Source organism: Acinetobacter sp. FL, from assembly GCF_040744925.1.
Lineage (GTDB): Bacteria > Pseudomonadota > Gammaproteobacteria > Pseudomonadales > Moraxellaceae > Acinetobacter > Acinetobacter radioresistens.
This window is the reverse complement of the sequence record NZ_CP160437.1, coordinates 2952701-2973916: the sequence shown is the minus strand read 5'-3', so window position 1 is coordinate 2973916 and position 21216 is coordinate 2952701. Positions and strand designations below refer to the sequence as shown.

Here is a 21216-nt window from a genome sequence, read left to right as displayed (position 1 = left end):
TTTCTCTGACCGGTTTTTTCATAATGCAGGCAATGAGAAAACCTGATGTATATATCTATTTTATGAGGGTGGAGGGGGGTAAATAGAAATAAGACTAAAGTTGTATAAGATTAAAAATGGGTTTTTTATTTTTATAAAATCAATAACTTGTTTAATTGTAACTAAGTATACAAGTGTTCACTTTAAAATTGAGCAGCTTTGCCATAGAAAATTCACAGTTGAAATTTTTGGCCAGTTTTTCATCATTAAATTAGCTGTTTTTTGATTTATTCTGCCTGTCTTGCCCTTATATTTTGTCAGTTAACGCTGAAAATAGTTTTTCACAGTCTTTTTCACCAGCTTTATACTGGCAAAAGAGACTGTTCAATTATTTATAGATCAAGACTGATCACCTATGATTTTTAAACCCGATAACCAGGCGCGTAATGCTGCTGGTTTTAATGGTTTTTTCAATAAGACAATATTGTGCTGTTTTAAACGGTGAGGTAATTCAGGATCTGAATCTGCGGTAATCAACGCTACGGGTACAGGATGATGACGATGCTCAAGAATAAAGTCTAATCCTAATTGTCCCTGATTTAGATGTTGGTCAATCAGCCAGACCTGAATATTTTCCTGTTCGATAAGAGCAATTGCCTGTTGAGGTTCACGGGCTTTAAAGACCTGATACCCCCATTTTGTTAGTAAGGTTGACATACCTTCAAGGATAGTTTCGTCATTGTCCAGACAAAGAATGCGATAAGCCTTGGTTTTCAGTGGTGCCACCTGTACTGGGGCAGTTACTGTTTTGGGTGGCGCTACAATTGGAACTTCCAGAATAAAGCAGGAGCCCTTACCTTGGGTAGAGTATACATGAACCGGATAATCTAGCAGGCTGGTCATCCGCTGAACAATGGCCAGACCTAGGCCCAGACCTTGCTCACCCCAAGGCGAGGTATGCCCACACCGTTCAAATTCCTGAAAAAGTTTAATACGCTGTTCTTCAGCAATCCCGGGCCCGGTATCCCAGACGCCAATTCGGATATGGCCCGGTCGTTCACTGGAACGTAATACACCTAAAAGCACCCGGCCTTTAGCGGTATAACGTAAGGCATTACTGACAAAATTCTGTACAATCCGGCGTATCCACTGCGGATCTGTGTCTATCCAGAAGGGTGCATCGTGGACGTGAAACTGAATATTGCGCTGTGAAGCAATCGACTTGAACTGCAACTCCAGATCGCGTAGCAGGTCATGTAGAGGATAAGACTGCCGGTTTGGCTGCATATTGCCCCCTTCTAGTCGGGCAATATCCAGAAGAGCTGAAAGCATACTTTCAGCCCCATGCAGGGCCCGGTCCAGTTGTTGCAAAGTGATACGATCTTCATCGTTGTTAACACTCTGCTCCAAAGCGGTACTAAACAGCCGGGCAGCATGCATTGGCTGTAACAGGTCGTGACTGGCAGCTGCAATAAAACGGCTTTTCGACATGTTCGCCTTATCTGCCTGTTCGCGGGCAAGTTGCTGCTCTGCCAGGGCATCTGCCAGCTGGCGGGTGCGGTCAATAACGCGTGCTTCCAGTATGGCTTCATTTTCCCGGAATGCAGTAATGTCGGCAAAGGTAGTCACGAAACCACCCCCTTCAATTGGGTTGCCGCGCATCTGGATCACCCGGCCATCCTTACGGATACGCTCAAACTCATGTGCGCTGCCGACCTGCATCCAGTGAATCCGCTTACGGACATGTTCTTCAATAGACCCGGGACCACATTCGCCACGCTCGGCATTATAACGGATCAGATCAGAAATCGGACAGCCGACATAAACCAGATCTTTAGGATAGTCAAACAGCTTCAGGTACTGGTTGTTCCACGCCACCAGACACATATTTTCATCGACTACACTTACACCTTGGGTCATGTGGTCAATCATGGTCATCAGCAGATTCTGGTTGAAACGCTGCCATTGTGAAGCCTGGTCCAGAATATTGGCCACCTGGCCTAATGCCAGGCCATTATTAACCATGGCCGTAGTAAGCAGGGTACGGGCTGAAGCGGCACCAATAGTACCGGCCAGATACTGCTCGGTAAAGCGCCACCACATACCGTTAGCGACACTATTTTCATTAAGAACCAGATTGTTCTGGGCACAAAATTGCTGAAAAGCATGCGTCGCTGGCCCTTCTCCAGTAATACGTCGCGCCAGAGTCATGAGGTCACCTACTTTTAAACGGACCGCATCCTGGTGCAAATAACTCATGTCAGTGGAAGCACTGTGTGCTGGTAAAGGTTTAGTTTCATAATAAAAGAAACTTTCAGCCTGAATCTGCTCAGCAATACTTGGGCGGTAAATTCGTGATATCCAGATATATAAAATAATATTGAGACCTAATGCCCAGATGACGCCATGCGTTAATGGCGCAAAGGATTCAAAGCCTAACAGGGCCTCCGGGCGTAACCAGTGCAGGCCGAGTGGTCCAGCCGTAAGGAACTGTTGGGCAAATTCAGTATAGCTTTCTGGCAGACTGCGCAAGATGGTAGGTAGCAGCAGGGTATAGGTCCACATAAAGAAACCAACAATCAGTCCGGCATACACCCCCTGACGGCTACCACCCCGCCAATAGAGTCCACCAATCAGGGCAGGGGAGAACTGGGCTACTGCACTAAAGGCCAGCAGGCCAAACACAGATAACTGGTCAATATCGTTAAAAAAATGAAAGAACAGGAAGCCCAGGAGCATGACACCCAAAATGCAGACCCGCCGGGTAAATTTAAGAACTTGTGGTAAGCGTTTGTCATGCCGGGAAATAATATTAAAACGCCATAATGCCGGCATGATCAGATCATTACTAAGCATAATGGAAAGTGCAACCGATGAGACCAATAGCATACCGGTCGAGGCAGAAAAGCCTCCTAAAAATGCTAATAAAGTCAGCCATTCCTGATTATAGCTGAGCGGAAGGGAAAGCACTGCCACATCAGGTACGGTAAGAAAGTTTGGTGCAGCATGCAATGCCCAGCTGGCAATAGGAATAATTGCTAGTGTCGTTAAAATCAGATAAGCGGCAAACCAGCGACGTGCCCCGCGAATATGTTTTTCGTCGCGCAGTTCAACCACGGCCACATGGAACTGTCGTGGCAGGCAGATGATTGCCAGTGCAGCCAGCAAGGTCTGTACCCAGAAAGTTTCCGGCACACCAAATAGCTGTACTTCATAAAATGTCTTGGCAACATCACCAGAGACCTGCACAATATTTTCAGGAGCATCAAAAAGAAAAAAGAGCGCTACACAAAGTAGGGCAAACAGCTTAACAAAAGACTCAAAAGCGACAGCCAGCATCAGACCACCATGTTGCTCAGTATTGGCGATCTGCCGTGTACCGAACATCATTGCGAGTATAGCCAGAACACCGGTAAGTAAAAGCACACTGTTGGTGGTGGTATGTAAGGATTCATTCTGCGTTAGTATGACCGATGCACTCAATGCAATGGCCCTGAGTTGTAAAGCCAAGTAAGGAATAATGGCAATGACAGCCAGAATAGTCACTAAAGAGGCAAGACTACCGCTTTTACCATAGCGGGCAGCTACAAAGTCAGCAATAGAAGAAATAGCATGATGCTGGCGTACCCGACCCAGACGGCGCCAGATATCATAGCCTAATCCGACGAATAGCAATGGCCCCAGATAGATCGGCAGAAAAATAATACCTTCACGTACTGCAGCACCAGTTGCGCCATAAAATGTCCAGGATGAACAATATACTCCGAGCGTCAGGCTGAATAACAACATACGGCCACGAGTACTTAAACGGCTGGCATGCTTTTCACCAAAGAATGCACAGACAAAAAGTATAAAAATATAAAGGGCCAGTACCCCGATGATCAGCCAGCTGTTCATATTGCTCACGGTCTTTATTGCTGCTTCTATGATACCTCAAGCGCAGGATAAACAGATGCCTGATCAGTATTTAAAGACCAAAGTCTAAGTTACGGGAACCCTACAATATTGTTAATTTTGTATACGTAAAAAAAAGATTAAAGATTGGACAAAAGCGACCAATAGCTTGGCCGCTGATTAAGGAGCAAGGTTATGGATGAGCTTAAGGTAGAACGAATTCTACAAAATCCAAAATTTAAAGAGATGGTGGCCAAGAAAAGAAATCTCAGCTGGACATTAACTGCAATTATGCTGTTTGTCTATGTCGGTTTCATGCTGTTGGTAGGTTATAACAAAGAATTCCTGATGAGTTCTTTTAGTGGCGGGGTAACAACTTGGGGAATTCCTTTAGGCCTCGGCATTATTGTCCTGTCATTTGTATTATGTGCAGTGTATTCATATATCGCCAATAACACACTTGATGAACTTAACAGAGAAGCTTTGAAAGAAGTCGAGGCAATCGCGCAAGAGTCTACGACTACTAAAGGAATGCACTAATATGAAATGGAATTCATGTAAAGCAAAAGTATTTGCTGCGTCCACATTTTTAACTTCTGGTCTGGCTATGGCTGGCCCTGATCTGGGTGCGGCTGAGCAGCAGGCTACGAATTGGCACGCAATTATCATGTTCGTGATTTTTGTCGGCCTTACATTGTTCATTACCAAATGGGCAGCCAAACAGACTCAGTCAACTCAAGACTTCTACACTGCAGGTGGTGGTATTTCGGGTTTCCAGAACGGTTTGGCGATTGCCGGTGACTTCATGTCTGCTGCATCGTTCCTGGGTATTTCTGCCATGGTGTTCAGTTCAGGATTCGATGGTCTGCTGTACTCGCTAGGCTTCATGGTTGGCTGGCCAATTGTTCTGTTCCTGATTGCAGAGCGTCTGCGTAACTTGGGTAAATATAACCTGTCAGACGTGGTGTCATTCCGTCTGGAAGAAAAGCCGGTTCGTACCTTGGCAGCAATCAGCTCACTGGTCGTGGTCGCGTTTTACCTCATTGCACAGATGGTCGGTGCGGGACAGCTGATCAAACTGCTATTTGGCTTGAACTATAATATTGCGGTCGTAATTGTTGGCCTGCTGATGATGGCTTACGTAATGTTCGGCGGCATGTTGGCTACCACCTGGGTACAGATCATCAAGGCTGTAATGCTGCTTTCTGGCGCAACTTTCATGGCATTTATGGTAATGAAAGGTGTTGGCTTCAGCTTTACTGCAATGTTTGACCAATCTATCCAGATTTTCGCTAAAGTCCATGATATTACACTGGCAGAAGCAGGCAAAATCATGGGACCAGGCAAACTGGCAGAGAACCCAATTGATGCGATTTCCCTCGGACTTGCGTTGATGTTTGGTACTGCTGGTCTTCCACATATCCTCATGCGTTTCTTTACAGTAAAAGATGCAAAAGAAGCACGTAAATCAGTGGTTGTAGCAACAGGTTTCATTGGTTACTTCTATCTGCTGACCTTCATCATTGGTTTTGGTGCAATCTTGTATGTATCGAATAATCCACAATTCATTGATGTAGCGAAAATGGCGGTTACAGGCAAGTTAGAGCTTGTAGGCGGTAACAATATGGCTGCGGTCCATCTGGCTGATGCTGTGGGTGGCGACCTGTTCATGGGCTTCATTTCAGCGGTAGCATTTGCCACAATTCTTGCCGTAGTGGCTGGTTTAACCCTGTCAGGTGCTTCTGCAATCTCGCATGACCTGTATGCAAACGTATTTAAAAAAGGACAGACTACGCCTGAATCTGAACTTCGCATGTCTAAAATTGCCACTCTGGGCCTTGCGATCTTTGCAATGATTTTAGGTATCCTGTTTGAGAAACAGAACGTGGCCTTCATGGTAGGTCTGGCATTCTCGGTTGCTGCGTGTGCTAACTTCCCGGTACTTGTTCTGTCTATGTTCTGGAAAGGCCTGACGACACGTGGTGCAGTAGCCGGTGGTGTTGTGGGTCTGTCACTTGCTGTAATTCTGATTGTGCTGTCTAAAGCAGTCTGGGTGGATACACTCGGTATTTCTGATACGCCAATTAACCCTTTCAATGGCCCTGCAATCTTTGCTATGCCACTTTCATTCTTCTGCTGCTGGTTATTCTCTGTAACTGATAAATCAGCGCGTGCACAGCGTGAACGTAAAGAATTCGATGCCCAGTTTGTACGTTCCATGACTGGTATCGGAGCTTCCGGTGCTCAAGATCACTAATTAATTCAAATAAAAAGCCCCGCAATTGCGGGGCTTTTTATTAATTCATTATTTTTTGTCACCAATAATAGTTGACCAGTACAGGTCAGCAATTTCACTACCATTAAAATAAACAGTAGCTTTTAATGATTCAGGCTGGTTCTGGCGCACATCAATCATCTGGTTGTAGGTGTCACGTATTTTTAAATTACCCTCAGTAGGTAAATGCTTATAATTGTTAGATACGGTTTCAGCCATTTTAAAGGGTGTAGTGGTCTCAAAATTAAAGCTATAACGGAAATCTGCCTGGTAAGGCTGGCCAATAATTGTCCCGCTGGTGGTAAGTGTGCGTATTCCATTACTTCCGCTGCCATATTCATCGGCTAAACGGTAGTTATAGTTTCTGACTTGCAGGTACTCTTTACTGGTTTCATTATAGTTTGTTCCGCCAGCTGGTGCATTAGCATCCTTGCTGACCCGCTGAAATTCCAACTGATCAACCTGATAAGCCTTTTCTTTACCTGCTGTAGTTGTTGTTTCCCGATAGGAAATACTGCCTGAAATCAGGTAATCATCTTTCAGGCTAAAATCTACATTTGAACCATAGCGCACATTAGTAAATTTCAAAGTAGTGGTATCACCATTTACGGTTTGGGTAATACTTGAGCCCTGACGATAAGTTTTATCGAGAATAATACAGTTTTCTTTATCCTGTTTTAGGCTTAAAGTCTTTACTGAGCCATTCGTAATTACTTCTGCACAAAGTCGGTTTGGAAACTTGATGCTATTTAGACCCAGATTATAAATCTGTACCAGTCTGCCAGTCCGGCCATAAGGATAGTCTGCAAAAACCTCCCCAACCATGTGGCCTAATGCAACGTTATAGTCTGTCTCATTGCTGCGATCACCAGTGATTTTATCGCGAATCTTGTCCAGAATACTCTGGTCTTCAAAAGGCACGAATTCTTCTGATAATTCTGGCGAAATTGTTTCATTAGGAACATTTGGTGGCGTACTGATAGTAACGTCATCGGAACTTCCGCCTCCTCCACAGGCTACCAGTAAAGTTGAGCTCAAAGCCAAGCCAAGTAAGCTGATCTGCTTTTTCATAAAATGTACTTCCTTAATTTTATTTGTTTTTTTAGACTTAAAAACGAATTAGAATTTTTACTCTAAAATTTTGGATATGGGTCTTTTTAATGTCATTATTTTGTAAAAATTGAATAGATATAAGATTCAGAAATATTTTTTAGATAAAATTTTAAAATTGTTGTTTTTAAAAGATTAATTGAAAGAAAACCTCTGGACGTAGAGTTTATAGGCATAGGGTTAGAGTTACATTTCTTAATATAAGATTTTATAAATTTATACTTTCTTTTTATAAGGTCTCGCCACACTCCATTTAATTAATAAATAATAATGGCTACATCATAAAATGGCTGGGTTAAAAGCAAGCTTGCATGTACTTCTTGGATTCTGGAAAGGGTTTCGCTTATTACCTTCCGCCCAGTTAGTTTTATTACAATTTTTTATACTGATTCTATCTTTGCTCAGCAATGATAGTACACCGTCTCGTTCTGTCACCTGGTTGCTGGGCGTGATCGCACTATTACTGGTGGCAAAAATGATACGCCAGACTCCAGCCTACACCGCACTCGGTCTCATTTTTGTCGGTGGTGCTTTTATTTTTTCTGTGCCCATACTTTTTGGTTATGAACATGTGGGTCTGATCATTACTACCCATGCTTTTGAAGCAAGTGCCTATTTCTGTGCGGCTTATGGACTGATCCGCTATATGTTTGCTGACCGTTATCTTACTAAGGATGAGCTTTTTGCAGCTGCCGCAGTCTTTACCTTGATCGCTTGGGGTTTTGCCTTTCTTTATAACATCTGCCAGCTGGTAGTTCCTTATAGCTTTCAAAATCCAAATCGGACAGGGCCATTGCAAACCTGGCTGGATCTTCTGTTTTTAAGCTTTAGTCTCCAGTCAGCTACGGGTCTTGCAGACCTGATGCCAGTCAGTCCGGCGGCACGTGTTCTGGCAATGTTACAGATGTTTGGCGGAGTAATGTATCTGGCACTTATCGTTTCAAGACTTATTGTACTGCAATATATTTCACATTCACCCCGTACGAATAAAGACAAATCTTGAAAATTTTCCTTTACAGGAAGTTAACGGCTTTCATTTGTAAGTTAATTTAATATATCACTCTGAATACTGGTTGGGTATTCTTTGTTTTTACAATGTCTTAGCAGAATGCATTTTGACCGCAGAGTCTGTCATCCTATTAAAAAAATATATGGGGGTAAATCACCTATGTCTTCCAAGTCCAAAGCTTGGTTTTCCAATGTTAATCCTAATGTGTTTATTAGCACGGTTGTGATTATCCTGATCTTTTTAGCTATTGTTATTTTTGCTCCTGATGCATTTGAACTTCTGACCAAAAAATTAAATCAGTGGATTACTGATTCTTTCAGCTGGTTTTATGTTTTATCGGTTGCCTTATTTTTAATCCTGCTAACAGGTATTGCTGTGTCTTCCATGGGCCGGATCAAACTTGGGCCAGATCATAGTCAACCTGATTATACCTATCCTTCCTGGTTTGCCATGCTGTTTACTGCAGGTATGGGGATTGGCTTAATGTTCTTTGGTGTTGCTGAGCCCATTATGCATTATGTCAGTCCACCAAGTGGCCAGCCGGAGACCGTACTGGCAGCACAACAGGCCATGCGTGTTACTTTCTTCCATTGGGGTTTACATGCCTGGGCTATTTATGCAGTTGTTGGGTTGTCACTGGCTTATTTTGCATACCGTCATCAGCTTCCATTAAAAGTCCGCTCAGCCTTATATCCTTTAATTGGTAAGCGTATTTATGGACCAATTGGTGATGGAGTCGATACTTTCGCCACAATTGGGACCATATTCGGGGTTGCCACTTCTCTGGGTTTTGGTGTAACACAGATTAACTCGGGATTAAATTACCTGTTTGGCTGGGAGCAGAGTATTCTGACTCAGATTATTTTAATTGTTGTGGTAAGCAGTATTGCTTCACTCTCGGTTTTTTTAGGTCTGGATAAGGGCGTTAAGCGTTTATCTGAACTCAACCTCATTCTGGCATTGCTATTGCTGGCTTTCATATTTTTAACTGGCGCCAGCATTTATTTATTGCAGACCACCATCCAGACAGCAGGACAATATGTATCTAACCTGTTCAGCATGACTTTTAACTTATATGCCTATCAGCCTAATGGCTGGATTGGTGGCTGGACTATCATGTACTGGGCTTGGTGGATTTCTTGGTCACCATTTGTAGGTATGTTTATTGCCCGAGTCTCACGAGGACGTACTGTTCGTGAGTTTATTGCAGGCGTATTGCTGATCCCTACAGGTTTCACCATTATCTGGATGGGATTCATAGGTAATGCAGCGCTATATAATGTGATGTTTGAAGGAAATAATAGCCTGCTAGAGGCAGTGAAAACTGATTCTTCTGTAGCGCTGTTTGAATTCTTGACCCAGTTACCCTGGTCTGGAGTAAGCAGTATTTTAGCAACTGTTCTGGTCATGCTGTTTTTTGTGACCTCTGCCGATTCAGGCGCCCTGGTTACCGATTATCTCACCTCTAAAACAGATCAGTCTCCTGCTTGGCAGCGGCTGTTCTGGACAGTACTTATGGCGCTACTGGCTATTATTCTACTCATGGCTGGTGGTTTAGGTGCATTACAGTCCGCCACCATTATGAGTGCTTTGCCATTTACCTTTATTATGCTGCTCATCTGCTGGGGGTTGCTCAAGGCATTAAGATTAGACAGTTTGAAAATGCAGGCTATTCAGGAGGCACGTATTACACCGCGTGCTATTCATAACCCGCGCAGCTGGCAACAGCGTTTAGGCCTGATTATGCATTATCCACATAGTCGTGATGAAATAGAGCATTATATAAAGTCTACAGTTGCTCAGGCATTTCAGCATATTCAGCATGAGTTTAAACGTCGTAATCTTGAGGTGAGCATAGAAAATCTTGAGGACGGATTGCTATTAAGGGTGGATCATCGGAATGAGATTAATTTTATCTATAAAGTAGTTTCACGTGAAACCACCCCTCCGAGCTTTATGACTGAAGCCCAATCAGCTACCGACCATGAATATTATCAGGCTGAGGTGTTTTTAAGAGAGGGAGGACAAAATTATGATGTTATGGAATGGACGCAAGAAGATCTGCTTCAGGATATTCTGGACCAGTATGAACGTCATCTTTACTTCCTGAACGTCATACGCAGTTAAATGCAATAATAAAAAGGACTCCAATGGAGTCCTTTTTTAGTTCCTTAATCTGTTAACAGATTAGAAACGGAATTTGGCGTTAACCCCTACAGTTTGAGTATCTGCATCTATACCTACTGCGTTTGCATTAACATAGCTTGCGCCTACTGCAACTGCTGGAGTAATAAAGTAGTTAATGTTTGCTCCCCAAGCTGAATCCATTACATCAGTAAAATTAGATTCAGCATAAGAAGCGCCTACACTAAATTTTGGTGTAAAGTAGACATCAGTTTTTAACTGATATGCATTGTTGCTGTCTGCATGCATCATTGCGGCTTCAAAACCAACTGATGCATTTGTACCATCAACTGGGCCTACATATTTAGTGCGGGCAGTTACGATATCTTGAGAAAGACGCTGATTAGTAAAACCGGCAGTTGCAGCTTCACCTACAGTTTTTAGAATACCATTAGACATAATATTGTTGGCGTCTAGAGCAAAAGGATCAGCAATATTTGCATAGCCTACTGCTACCAGGAAATTAGGTGCCAGAAGTGCACCAAGCTCTAATGCATAACGATCGCCATTATTTTCAATAGAACCTAATTTTGTACCAAACTCAGATATATCTGTATCTGTTTTAGTGTGGCTATAAGCTGCACTGGTATATAACGGAACAACTGAAGTCGGAATATATGCTTCACCTTTTACACCGTAAGTGTGTGCTTCAGTATCTAGACTCAAGGTACGATCTGCACCCAAGTCAAGATTACCATAGGTGTAAGCAAGAGAAATGTTAGAAGCTTGGTTTAAAAATGCGGCTTCAGCTAATGGCCCTTTGCTTGAATCTACATTTTTATAGTAGTAAGTTCCGGCTACTGAACCAGTAAAATCTTTATCATTGAGTGTGGCATCGATATATTCAGATTGTCCCTGAACCTCAAATTGATATGCTTGCGCACCGGTCATGGCTAGTAGTAAAGCAGTGGCTAAACCGAGTTTTTTCATGATATTTACCAGTTTATTAAAAATGGATTAAACCACTGCATTGTATTGTAACAATTTATTAAGTCAATGAAGTAAAAAGATATTATTTTATAGAGTAATTATACTAAATATGATAAAGAACATTTTTTGCTCATTTGGAATAAGGTTTGTCAACCTTTTAAAAAGTTTCGATATAACAGTTAAGTAATACTTAATTAATGAATAAATTTTAGGAAAAAATGAGTTTTGAATAAGAGTTTTATGATTGTTTTAACTGATTAATATAGAAGAATTAATCAATAATTTTAGAAATAAGAAAGGAATCAAATTGAAGTATTCTATATTTAATTTTTGGTAGGATAGATGCTTTTTTAAGCACCCTATAAGCTAAAAACTTTAAATTAGAATTTATCTTAGTAGTTAGATTAAGATAAGACTTAGCTCTACAAAATTGTAAAAAGCGATAGATTTTCTAATCCTTATTAAATTAATCAACTTTACTTTATACATGAAAAATCACATAATATTTATATCAGATATATACAACTTATATCTGCACCACAGAATTTTTAAAACCGTATTTCTGGTTTATCCGCCCAGCTTTCCCCAAGGTTGGGCTTTTTTTTAACCTGAGTTTTATACTTAGACAGTGTGCTATTTTAAATTACAGTTAAAATAAGAAATTTGAGCTGTACATGCAAAACCAAAAAATGACTTGCGTAATTTTAAAAAAGTTTTAACTAAAAATAAGTAAATTTTAAGTAAAAAAAGGCCCAGCTTAAAAGAGATAACTGGGCCAGAAAGGATGCATAATATTTGGGAGATACATCCTGAGGAATTCAAATAAGTGTGATTAAAATCTCACTTATTGTTCTTAAATGTAGTATGCAACAGTTTTTTAAATGTGTTAAATTGATAATTAATATTTTAAAAAACGGTAAAACCAATTAATAGAAAAATTATAGAGTTAGAAAAAATATTAATCTTTAACTTGAAAAGGGATTTAAGCTAAATGAAATATTATATAGTTGCAGAAACTATTTATCTTTTATCTTTCAGAAAAGTTATTAAAATTATAGTTCTGATTTTTTAATAAAATTTTATAAATTTTGTATAGAGAAAAAATATAGTGTATTTAAAATTATTTATATTTTTACTCAGGGCTCTATGTATTCTGCAGATCTCTTAGACTTTAAAACTAGAGTGATAAATTTTTAAACTATTGAAAAAGATAGAGTAAAAGGTAAAATAGCCCCTCTTGGGGAACAGGTTATTACTAACTTTCCATTAAAAAAACATCAGTAAACTTTAAGTATTCTAAAGAAGCTATCTCTGCCCGAAACTTTTATGATCTTAAGTTTTTATAAAATATATTTTTGAATACTAGAATTTGTAATGGGATATGTTTGATGAAGAACCAGCTACGTTCAGAATATATTACCCGGCGTTTGTTCTGGTCCATGTTGGTTATTATTTTTTCACTTCTTTTTATTTGTATTCCTCTGACTATAGACAGTTATCGTACTTACAAGAAAACAGACTTGGCTCTGACAGAAATCTCTGCACTACGTAATATGGCCGAGCTGACAAATATGATTTCACGAGAACGTGGCCCATCAAATAAAGTCATGTCGAGTACCACAGAAGAGTTCGCACAGAATCTCAGGGAACTAATTGAGTTTCGAAAATCAGTAGATACACATATTGCTGAAACAGTAAATATTTTAAACAAGGCCGGCTTGTCAGCAGATGCTGAAAATGTATCTAAGAATGTGTTGCATTCGCTAGAGCAGGGTAGACAGGCTATAGATGGCTATATTGCTATACCTCGCTCTAAAAGAACCTCTATACAGCTTGATCAGTCGATTCAGAAAATGTTTGCTGCTTGGGATAGCGCTCATCAGGTCTTAAAAAATGTCATTTCACATTCAATGGGGAAAAATACCGTTATCTCTGATTATTATACCCTGATTTTAATTTTGACTGACCTGCGGGATCAGGCTGGACGTTTGGCCTCCAATATTATTGCAGCGGTCACTTTTCAGGAGAAAATTCCAGAGGAAAATCTTGTACGCTCTTTGCAGACCCAGTATCAGGCTTATTACTTATGGGATCTGATTAATTCTATTCAACAGGATAAATATAGAACACCCCAATATTTAAGACTACATGGTGAAGTTAAAACAGAGTTTCTGGAAAAAGCGATTCCAATGGTAAAAACGCTGATCAATGAGAGTATAAAAAATCAGCCGTACTCTATGACAGGAACCCAGTTAACTGAACAAATCGTTGATAAATTTTTGACAGTGGTTAATTTACAGGATTTTCTGCTGGATCATAGCGTTAAAACAGCTGAAGAGGTACGCAGTAAGGCATGGAAAAAATTTATCCTGACTCTTTCTGTTTCTGTTATTTCTGTGTTTAGCGCCATTTTTACTATGGTTTATGCACGCTATAAAGTATTTACCCCCTTAATCCGGGCACGCAATCTGATTTTAAAGCTTGCCGGTCATCAAGATGCTCGTATCCAGTCCTCAGATATTCTTTATCCACTCTCGCTATTTGAGGCCATACAAAAACTACAGGCACAGCTGGCCGAGCGTGATGTACTTGAATTACAACTGCGTAATATTGCCAATACCGATATTTTAACCGGAGTATCGAATCGCCTAGCATTGGATGAGCACATACAGTATCTAGAAAAGCACGTTAAACAATTAAGCCAGACTTGTCTGATTCTGGTAGATATTGATTATTTTAAACAGGTGAATGATCAGTACGGACACATTATTGGTGATCAAATTATTCAGCTTGTTGCCAGTCAGCTTAAAAAAAGTGTACGTTCTTCGGATCTGATTATTCGTTATGGCGGAGACGAATTTATCATATTCTTGGAATATGTCGAGTTCGGTGCAGCTTTGAAAGTGGCAGAAAAAATTCGTGCTGAAGTCCAGCAGGCCCATCTTAAGCTTGAAAATGGTAACTCAATTTCTGTTTCAGTGAGTATAGGCGTCGCGACAGGCGCAGAAAACTGGTTAGAACTGCTGGAAAAGGCGGATCAGGCGTTATTCCGGGCAAAGGCAGCGGGACGAAATAGTGTTGCGTAGTAAGAGATTTAAATTCCCGAATGTCTAGAATACGCTAACTTGGAATTTTTATTTAAGCTATTAAAAATTTTAACTTTTTATATTTTGATGAATATTTTTATAAATGAGGCAGCTGTTAAAGCTATTGATAGAAACAACAGCGTATTGCTAAAAAAAGTATTTATAAGTATCTGTCTGCATAAAACGTCTCAGTAAAAAATTATGAAGTTTAAAAATAAAAAAAACGGTGAATATATCACCGTTTTCAATAGGGCTTTAACAGCTGGGGAGTCTATTTCAATAAAGGTTTCAAGAAACGGCCTGTATGTGAAATAGCTACTTCAGCAACCTCCTCTGGTGTGCCGGTAGCAATAATCTGACCACCACCAGAGCCTCCTTCCGGTCCAAGATCGACCACCCAGTCTGCAGTCTTAATAACATCCAGATTGTGCTCAATCACTACAATGGTATTACCCTTGTTGCGTAGCTCATGCAGGATATCTAATAACTTGGCAATATCATGGAAATGCAGGCCTGTAGTAGGTTCGTCCAGTACATACAGAGTTTTCCCAGTATCACGTTTAGCTAATTCACGGGCCAGTTTTACCCGTTGAGCTTCACCTCCCGACAAGGTGGTTGCCGACTGGCCCAGACGGATATAACCGAGACCTACCTGAGTCAGTGTTTCCAGACGGCGATGAATTACCGGAATAGCCTCGAAGAATGCAGCTGCATCTTCTACCGTCATTTCCAGTACATCGGAAATATTTTTACCTTTATAGCCAACTTCCAGAGTCTCACGATTATATCGTTTGCCATGACAGGCATCACAGGGTACATACATATCCGGCAGGAAGTGCATTGCTACCTTAATCATGCCGTCACCTTCACAGGCCTCACAGCGGCCACCTTTTACATTAAAGGAGAACCGGCCAGCACTATAACCGCGTGCTTTGGCTTCTTGTGTTTGGGCAAACAGTTCCCGGATAGGTGTAAATACGCCTGTGTAGGTTGCCGGGTTGGAGCGTGGGGTACGTCCAATCGGACTCTGGTCAATATCTACAACTTTATCAAGAAATTGCAGACCATCTATACTGTTAAATTTCTCTGGTGTTAAGGTTATTGCTCCATTGAGCTGAGTAGCTGCCAGAGGTAACAAGGTCCGGTTAATCAGGGTGGATTTTCCAGAACCAGACACGCCGGTAACACAGGTCATTACACCTAGGGGAATGGTAAGGTCAACATTTTTCAGGTTATGTCCTGACGCCCCTAACAGCTTAATCTGTTCTTCCGGTTTTGGCGGTTGAACACGCTGTTGTGGTACCGCGATTTTTAACTCACCAGAAAGATATTTGCCAGTCAGCGAATCTTTGTGCTGGCAAAGTTCATCGGCTGTACCCTCAGCAATTACATAACCGCCATGCACACCTGCACCTGGGCCAATATCAATGATATGGTCAGCAGCACGAATGGCATCTTCATCATGTTCAACCACCAGTACAGTATTGCCCAGATCACGCAGACGAATCAGGGTTTGCAGTAGGCGATCGTTATCACGCTGGTGCAAGCCAATCGAAGGCTCATCCAGTACATACATTACACCCATCAGACCGGCACCAATTTGTGAAGCCAGACGAATACGCTGTGCTTCACCACCAGACAAGGTTTCTGCTGAACGCGCAAGACTCAGATAATTCAGCCCGACACTGACCAGAAAGTGAAGACGCTCACGAATCTCCTTGAAGATTTTGTCACCAATTTCACCTTTGGCACCTTCCAGATGCAGATGCTCATAATAATGTGCGGCATCACCGATCGACATGCGGGTAATCTGGCTGATGGTATGGTCCAGAATCTTTACATTACGTGAAATCTCATTTAGCCGAGAACCGTCACAGACATCACAAGCAGCATTCGACAAATATTGTGACAGGTCATCTCGTACATAATTACTTTCAGTCTCACGGTAGCGCCGTTCTAGATGTGGCAATACACCCTCAAAAGGCATAACCCGGTTATGACGGCGGCCACGTTCGTCCACATAGCTGAGATCAATTTTCTCACGCCCTGTACCATATAAAAACTTCTTCTGGATATCTTTACCTAAGTCTTTCCACGGGGTATCCAGAGAATAATCATAATGGGCAGCTACTTTTTGTAGCATTGAATAATAATAAGGGCGCTGACGGTCCCAGCCACGGATTGCGCCTTGGCTAATACTCAGCTCTGGGTTATGGATCAGTTTATCGGCACTGAAGTGGCTACGGGTACCCAGACCATCACAAGCCGGACAGGCACCAAACGGATTATTAAATGAAAATAACCGTGGTTCCAGATCACCTACCGCACGCTCACAGTCCGGACATGAATGTTTGGCCGAAAATACCCGGTCTGGATGTTCATCTTTCATCCAGGATAAAACTGCCAGATCTCCACCGAGCCGTAGGGCGGTTTCAAAAGATTCAGCGATACGATTACCCAGGTCATCACGTACTTTGAAACGGTCCACAATTACTTCAATAGTATGTTTCTTTTTCTTGTCCAGTTCGGGAGGCGTATCAATTTCAATAATTTCGCCATCTACACGTGCACGGACAAAACCCTGACTTTGCAACTGTTCAAAGAGGGTAGAGTATTCACCTTTACGTTCACGTACTATCGGTGCCAGCAGCATCAAGGCCGTTCCTTCGGGCAAGGCTTTTACAGCATCTACCATTTCTGACACAGTCTGCGCCACCATTGGCAAGTCATGTTCCGGGCAGTACGGTGTACCTACACGGGCGTAGAGCAGTCGCAAATAGTCATAAATTTCTGTAATAGTTCCCACTGTAGAACGTGGATTATGACTGGTTGACTTCTGTTCAATTGCGATTGCAGGAGACAGGCCTTCAATTGCATCAACTTCCGGTTTTTCCATCTGGGATAAAAACTGACGCGCATAGGCCGACAATGACTCGACATAACGGCGCTGACCTTCGGCATACAGGGTATCAAAAGCAAGAGAAGATTTACCTGAGCCCGAAAGTCCCGTAATTACCACGAACTTGTCCCGTGGAATATCGAGTGACACATTTTTGAGGTTATGGGTACGTGCGCCTCGAATACGGATATGACTTTGACTCATGAATCGTCCTAAGTAAGCGTTTAAAACTCTATATATGGTAGCGCTTTAAAAATGTTCAAGCGTAGTTTTTATGATTTTAAAGCGTCAGTTTATGTCACATTGTTTTACTATTCACTTAAACCTTCAGGCCAGTCCCGCTGCCGGTAGGCACTGTCCCAAAAAATCCACTCCAGCTCAGCACCACGTTTATAAACTTGCTGCATTTTATTTAATGTCTCTTGATCACACTGCTGAGCCACCCGGTCCAATGTCATGATCACTTCCCTTACCGCATGATGAAACTCTTCACCCGCATAGGTATCAATCCAGGCCTGATAGGGATTGTCGGGCGCTGAATGCTCAACAATATATCTGCCGACTTCAGCATATATCCAGAAACAGGGTAACAGGGCAGCCAGAACCACCGGATAGCTTTCTGACCAGGCAGTTGCACTCAGGAATGATGTGTAATGATGGCAGGCTTGAGTCAATGGTGTAGCTGCAAATTGGGCTGGGCTAATACCGAATTTCTGCATGAAATCCTTATGCAGGCTACGTTCAAATACAATTGCTACCCGTGCAGCTTCAGAAAACTGAATCACTTCCTCGGCATTTGCAGCCTTGGCTGCACAAACTGCAAGGGCACGGCCGTAGGCAAGCAGATAATGTGCATCCTGAATAATATAATGAGTGAAGATTTTTTTGCATAAGGTTCCCTGCATCAGTTCCTGGTTGAAAGGCATCTTGAGGATTCGTTCATATAAACCCAGATTATCCCGCCACAGTAATTGTGAAAAATGCAATTTTATACTCCTGAAGGTAAGCGTTAAAAAATACTTAAAATATCCCAATACTATAGGATGTTATCTATAAGACCATGAGCTCTTGAATATAACTTAAACTCCTTAATACATCAGGTTGCTCACTGATCAAAAAGTTTTTACCGGCTTCAAAAAAAACAGGTCATAATTATTGGAACAAGATGCCGTAGATTTCTCCGGTTCAAACAGGTTTTAAAACATTCATTGCGAATAGGTTTATCCATGAAGCATTTCCGATTTTCCATTTTTTTTACGGTGGTGTGTCTCGCACTGTCAGCTTATTGGGGCTATACCCATGGGCCTCAAGCAGGTATAGAAACCATGTTCAAGGCTCTGACCATCACGGCCATCCTGGCAGTAATGGAGGTGTCTCTGTCATTTGACAATGCCGTAGTCAATGCCTCAGTACTACGTAACTGGGACCACTTCTGGAAAATGATCTTCCTGACAGTTGGTATCTTAATTGCGGTTTTCGGTATGCGTCTGATTTTCCCTGTGGTGATTGTTGCAGTCACTGCTGATATGGGATTAATGGAAGTGGTAAGACTGGCACTTAATGATCCAGCGACCTATTCGCAGCGGTTGATGGACCATCATGCTGAAATTGCCGCTTTTGGTGGAGCTTTCTTGCTTCTGGTTTTTCTGAATTTCTTCCTGGATGAAGGTAAAGATACTCACTGGTTTCGCTGGCTGGAGCGACGCTTAACCAGTTTGGCCAGCGTACCGGCCATGTCTGTATTTATTGCCCTGATTGCTTTGCTGGTAGTGGCTGCCAATGTAGACGAGACAAAACGTCTAGTCGTAACTATGGCCGGTATCTGGGGAATTGTAATTTATATCGGGGTACAGGTACTTAGTCATCTGCTAGGCGGTGAACCGGAAATTGATGAAGAAGGTAACGCTGTTACACATGACAGCACGGGCGCAGTAACCGGTGTAGTAAAAGCAGGTTTCGGCGGTTTCCTGTATCTTGAAGTGCTGGATGCATCTTTTAGCTTTGACGGTGTAATTGGAGCTTTCGCAATTACCAGTGATGTAGTTATTATTATGCTAGGCTTGGCAATTGGTGCAATTTTCGTCCGCTCCATGACTATTTATCTGGTCGAAAAAGGTACACTGGATGCTTACATCTACCTTGAACATGGTGCGCATTATGCAATTGGCGCACTGGCCATCATCATGCTGGCAAGTGGCACAGGCGTACATATTCCTGAAGTGGTAACCGGCCTGATCGGGGTAGCATTTATTGTCTGGGCAGTACTGGCTTCAATCCAGTATCGTAAACGGACAGAACGTCTTGGTTAGAATATATTTTTAAACTCAGAATAAGTTGAAGGGTATAGTCATATACCCTTTTTTATTGTCATTAATATCGTTATTTCGAATAACAGAGCTACGCGCTTTGAGCTGCTTTATCTTATAATTCATCTTATTTTCTAATAAGCCTGTTGCTATGATGAATGCCTTAGAACGCCGTTCAACTTTTGCCTTAAGCAGTATCTTTGCTTTACGCATGTTGGGCCTGTTCATGATTATTCCTGTATTCTCTGTAGCAGGACAGTCATATCAGTATGCGACACCAGCATTGTTGGGCCTGGCTGTGGGTATATATGGTCTGAGCCAAGCGATTCTTCAAATTCCATTCAGCTTGCTGGCAGATCGATTCAGCCGTAAACCTCTTATAGTGATTGGCTTGTTGCTGTTTGCTCTGGGCGGTACAATTGCTGCCATGTCAGAGACTATCTATGGCGTGATTATTGGCCGTGCTATTGCCGGGGGTGGTGCAGTTTCAGCGGTAGTGATGGCTTTACTCGCTGATGTAACCCGTGAAGAGCAGCGTACTAAAGCAATGGCTGTGATGGGCATGAGTATCGGCCTGTCGTTCGTAGTAGCTTTTAGTCTGGGTCCTTGGCTTACAGGAATTGTCGGTATTTCCGGCCTGTTCTGGGTAACCACAGTCATGGGACTTCTGGCGATTCTGATGTTATTCATGGTGCCTAAGGTCACTCGTCATCATAAGAATTTTTCACAAGGCTATTTGCAACAGCTTAAGCAGGTCCTGAAAATGGGTGACCTGAACCGTCTGCATTTTTCAGTATTCAGCCTGCATTTGCTGCTTACCGCAATGTTTGTATATATACCTTCACAGCTGATTGAATTTGCTCATATTCCGCTTGCCAGTCATGGGATGGTCTATTTACCGCTTTTGGTAGTTAGTCTGTTTTTTGCTTTTCCCAGTATTATCCTGGCGGAAAAATATCGCAAAATGCGTGGAATCTTTTTGACGGCAATTACTGGAGTTATATTAGGCCTGCTGATCATGATTTTTGGCTTTGAGTCTAAATATATCCTGCTGACCGGCCTTGGGTTTTTCTTTATTGCTTTTAATGTGATGGAAGCATTATTGCCGTCCTGGCTGTCCAAATCTGCACCTTTGCAGTCTAAGGCTACCGCCATGGGTGTCAATGCCAGTGGCCAGTTTCTGGGTGCCTTTTTCGGAGGAACACTGGGCGGTTTCCTGCTGACTTTGCATAATACTTCTCTAGGCTGGAGTATCCTGACAGCAATTGCCATAATCTGGTTATTCATCAGTTTTGGTCTGGCTCAGCCACGCTATTTAACTTCACTGGTTTTAAGCTTGCCAGAAATGCAGGAAACAGATGAATGGACTTCTAAGTTATTGGCGATTCGTGGTATTGAAGAGGTCGTGGTGATGCCTGAACAGCAACTGGCCTATATTAAAGTCGATAAACAGCAGGTGGATGCAGCTGCTCGACATAATTTGACGCAGTTGTTGGGTAAAGAGGTAGCCATTTAAGCATAACTCTTATAAAGTAAAACATAGA

At 42.1% G+C, this 21216-nt stretch carries 12 protein-coding genes; 7 read left to right on the top strand and 5 right to left on the bottom strand.

Annotation, left to right across the window (positions count from 1 at the left end; genetic code table 11):
* Positions 1–378: 378 nt before the first annotated feature.
* Positions 379–3876, bottom strand: a complete 3498-nt coding sequence (locus ABZP31_RS13945; RefSeq protein WP_367156969.1) for a PAS-domain containing protein — start codon at positions 3874–3876, stop codon at positions 379–381.
* Positions 3877–4068: 192 nt separating this feature from the next.
* Here ABZP31_RS13945 and ABZP31_RS13940 point away from each other — a divergent pair, with 192 nt between their 5' ends.
* Positions 4069–4413 carry a DUF485 domain-containing protein gene (locus ABZP31_RS13940; protein ID WP_005017884.1) on the top strand — a complete coding sequence of 115 codons (345 nt, stop codon included), beginning with the start codon at positions 4069–4071 and terminating at the stop codon, positions 4411–4413.
* A 1-nt stretch (position 4414) separates the two neighbouring features.
* Positions 4415–6130, top strand: coding sequence for a cation acetate symporter (locus ABZP31_RS13935; RefSeq protein WP_005017886.1), 1716 nt, complete (start codon positions 4415–4417; stop codon positions 6128–6130).
* 48 nt (positions 6131–6178) lie between these two features.
* Here the strand turns inward: ABZP31_RS13935 and ABZP31_RS13930 are convergent, their stop codons facing one another.
* Positions 6179–7219: a hypothetical protein gene (locus tag ABZP31_RS13930; RefSeq protein ID WP_248114878.1), complete on the bottom strand. Its 1041-nt coding sequence runs from the start codon at positions 7217–7219 to the stop codon at positions 6179–6181.
* A gap of 346 nt (positions 7220–7565) precedes the next feature.
* Here ABZP31_RS13930 and ABZP31_RS13925 point away from each other — a divergent pair, with 346 nt between their 5' ends.
* Positions 7566–8261: an ion channel gene (locus ABZP31_RS13925; protein WP_248131864.1), complete on the top strand. Its 696-nt coding sequence runs from the start codon at positions 7566–7568 to the stop codon at positions 8259–8261.
* A 165-nt stretch (positions 8262–8426) separates the two neighbouring features.
* Positions 8427–10394: a choline BCCT transporter BetT gene (locus ABZP31_RS13920; protein WP_262475467.1), complete on the top strand. Its 1968-nt coding sequence runs from the start codon at positions 8427–8429 to the stop codon at positions 10392–10394.
* A gap of 60 nt (positions 10395–10454) precedes the next feature.
* Here ABZP31_RS13920 and omp33-36 read toward each other — a convergent pair whose 3' ends face one another.
* A complete protein-coding gene (gene omp33-36 / locus ABZP31_RS13915; RefSeq protein ID WP_026444009.1) occupies positions 10455–11381 on the bottom strand; it encodes a porin Omp33-36 in 927 nt (308 codons plus the stop codon).
* A gap of 1388 nt (positions 11382–12769) precedes the next feature.
* Here omp33-36 and ABZP31_RS13910 point away from each other — a divergent pair.
* Positions 12770–14467: a GGDEF domain-containing protein gene (locus ABZP31_RS13910; protein WP_262475469.1), complete on the top strand. Its 1698-nt coding sequence runs from the start codon at positions 12770–12772 to the stop codon at positions 14465–14467.
* A 271-nt stretch (positions 14468–14738) separates the two neighbouring features.
* On the opposite strand, the gene uvrA is transcribed toward ABZP31_RS13910, so the two are convergent.
* On the bottom strand, positions 14739–17570 hold the full coding sequence (gene uvrA, locus ABZP31_RS13905; RefSeq protein WP_034688131.1) for an excinuclease ABC subunit UvrA: 2832 nt from the start codon (positions 17568–17570) through the stop codon (positions 14739–14741).
* Positions 17571–17677: 107 nt separating this feature from the next.
* Entirely contained in the window at positions 17678–18352 is a 675-nt protein-coding gene (gene tenA / locus ABZP31_RS13900) for a thiaminase II (RefSeq protein WP_262475471.1), read from the bottom strand.
* A 240-nt stretch (positions 18353–18592) separates the two neighbouring features.
* On the opposite strand from tenA, the gene ABZP31_RS13895 reads away from it, so the two are divergent.
* Together ABZP31_RS13895 and ABZP31_RS13890 are read left to right on the top strand one after the other, a co-directional pair.
* Positions 18593–19675, top strand: a complete 1083-nt coding sequence (locus ABZP31_RS13895; protein WP_262475473.1) for a DUF475 domain-containing protein — start codon at positions 18593–18595, stop codon at positions 19673–19675.
* Positions 19676–19823: 148 nt separating this feature from the next.
* Positions 19824–21188 (top strand): MFS transporter, encoded by a 1365-nt coding sequence (locus ABZP31_RS13890; RefSeq protein WP_262475475.1) that lies wholly within the window; start codon positions 19824–19826, stop codon positions 21186–21188.
* Positions 21189–21216 lie beyond the last annotated feature (28 nt).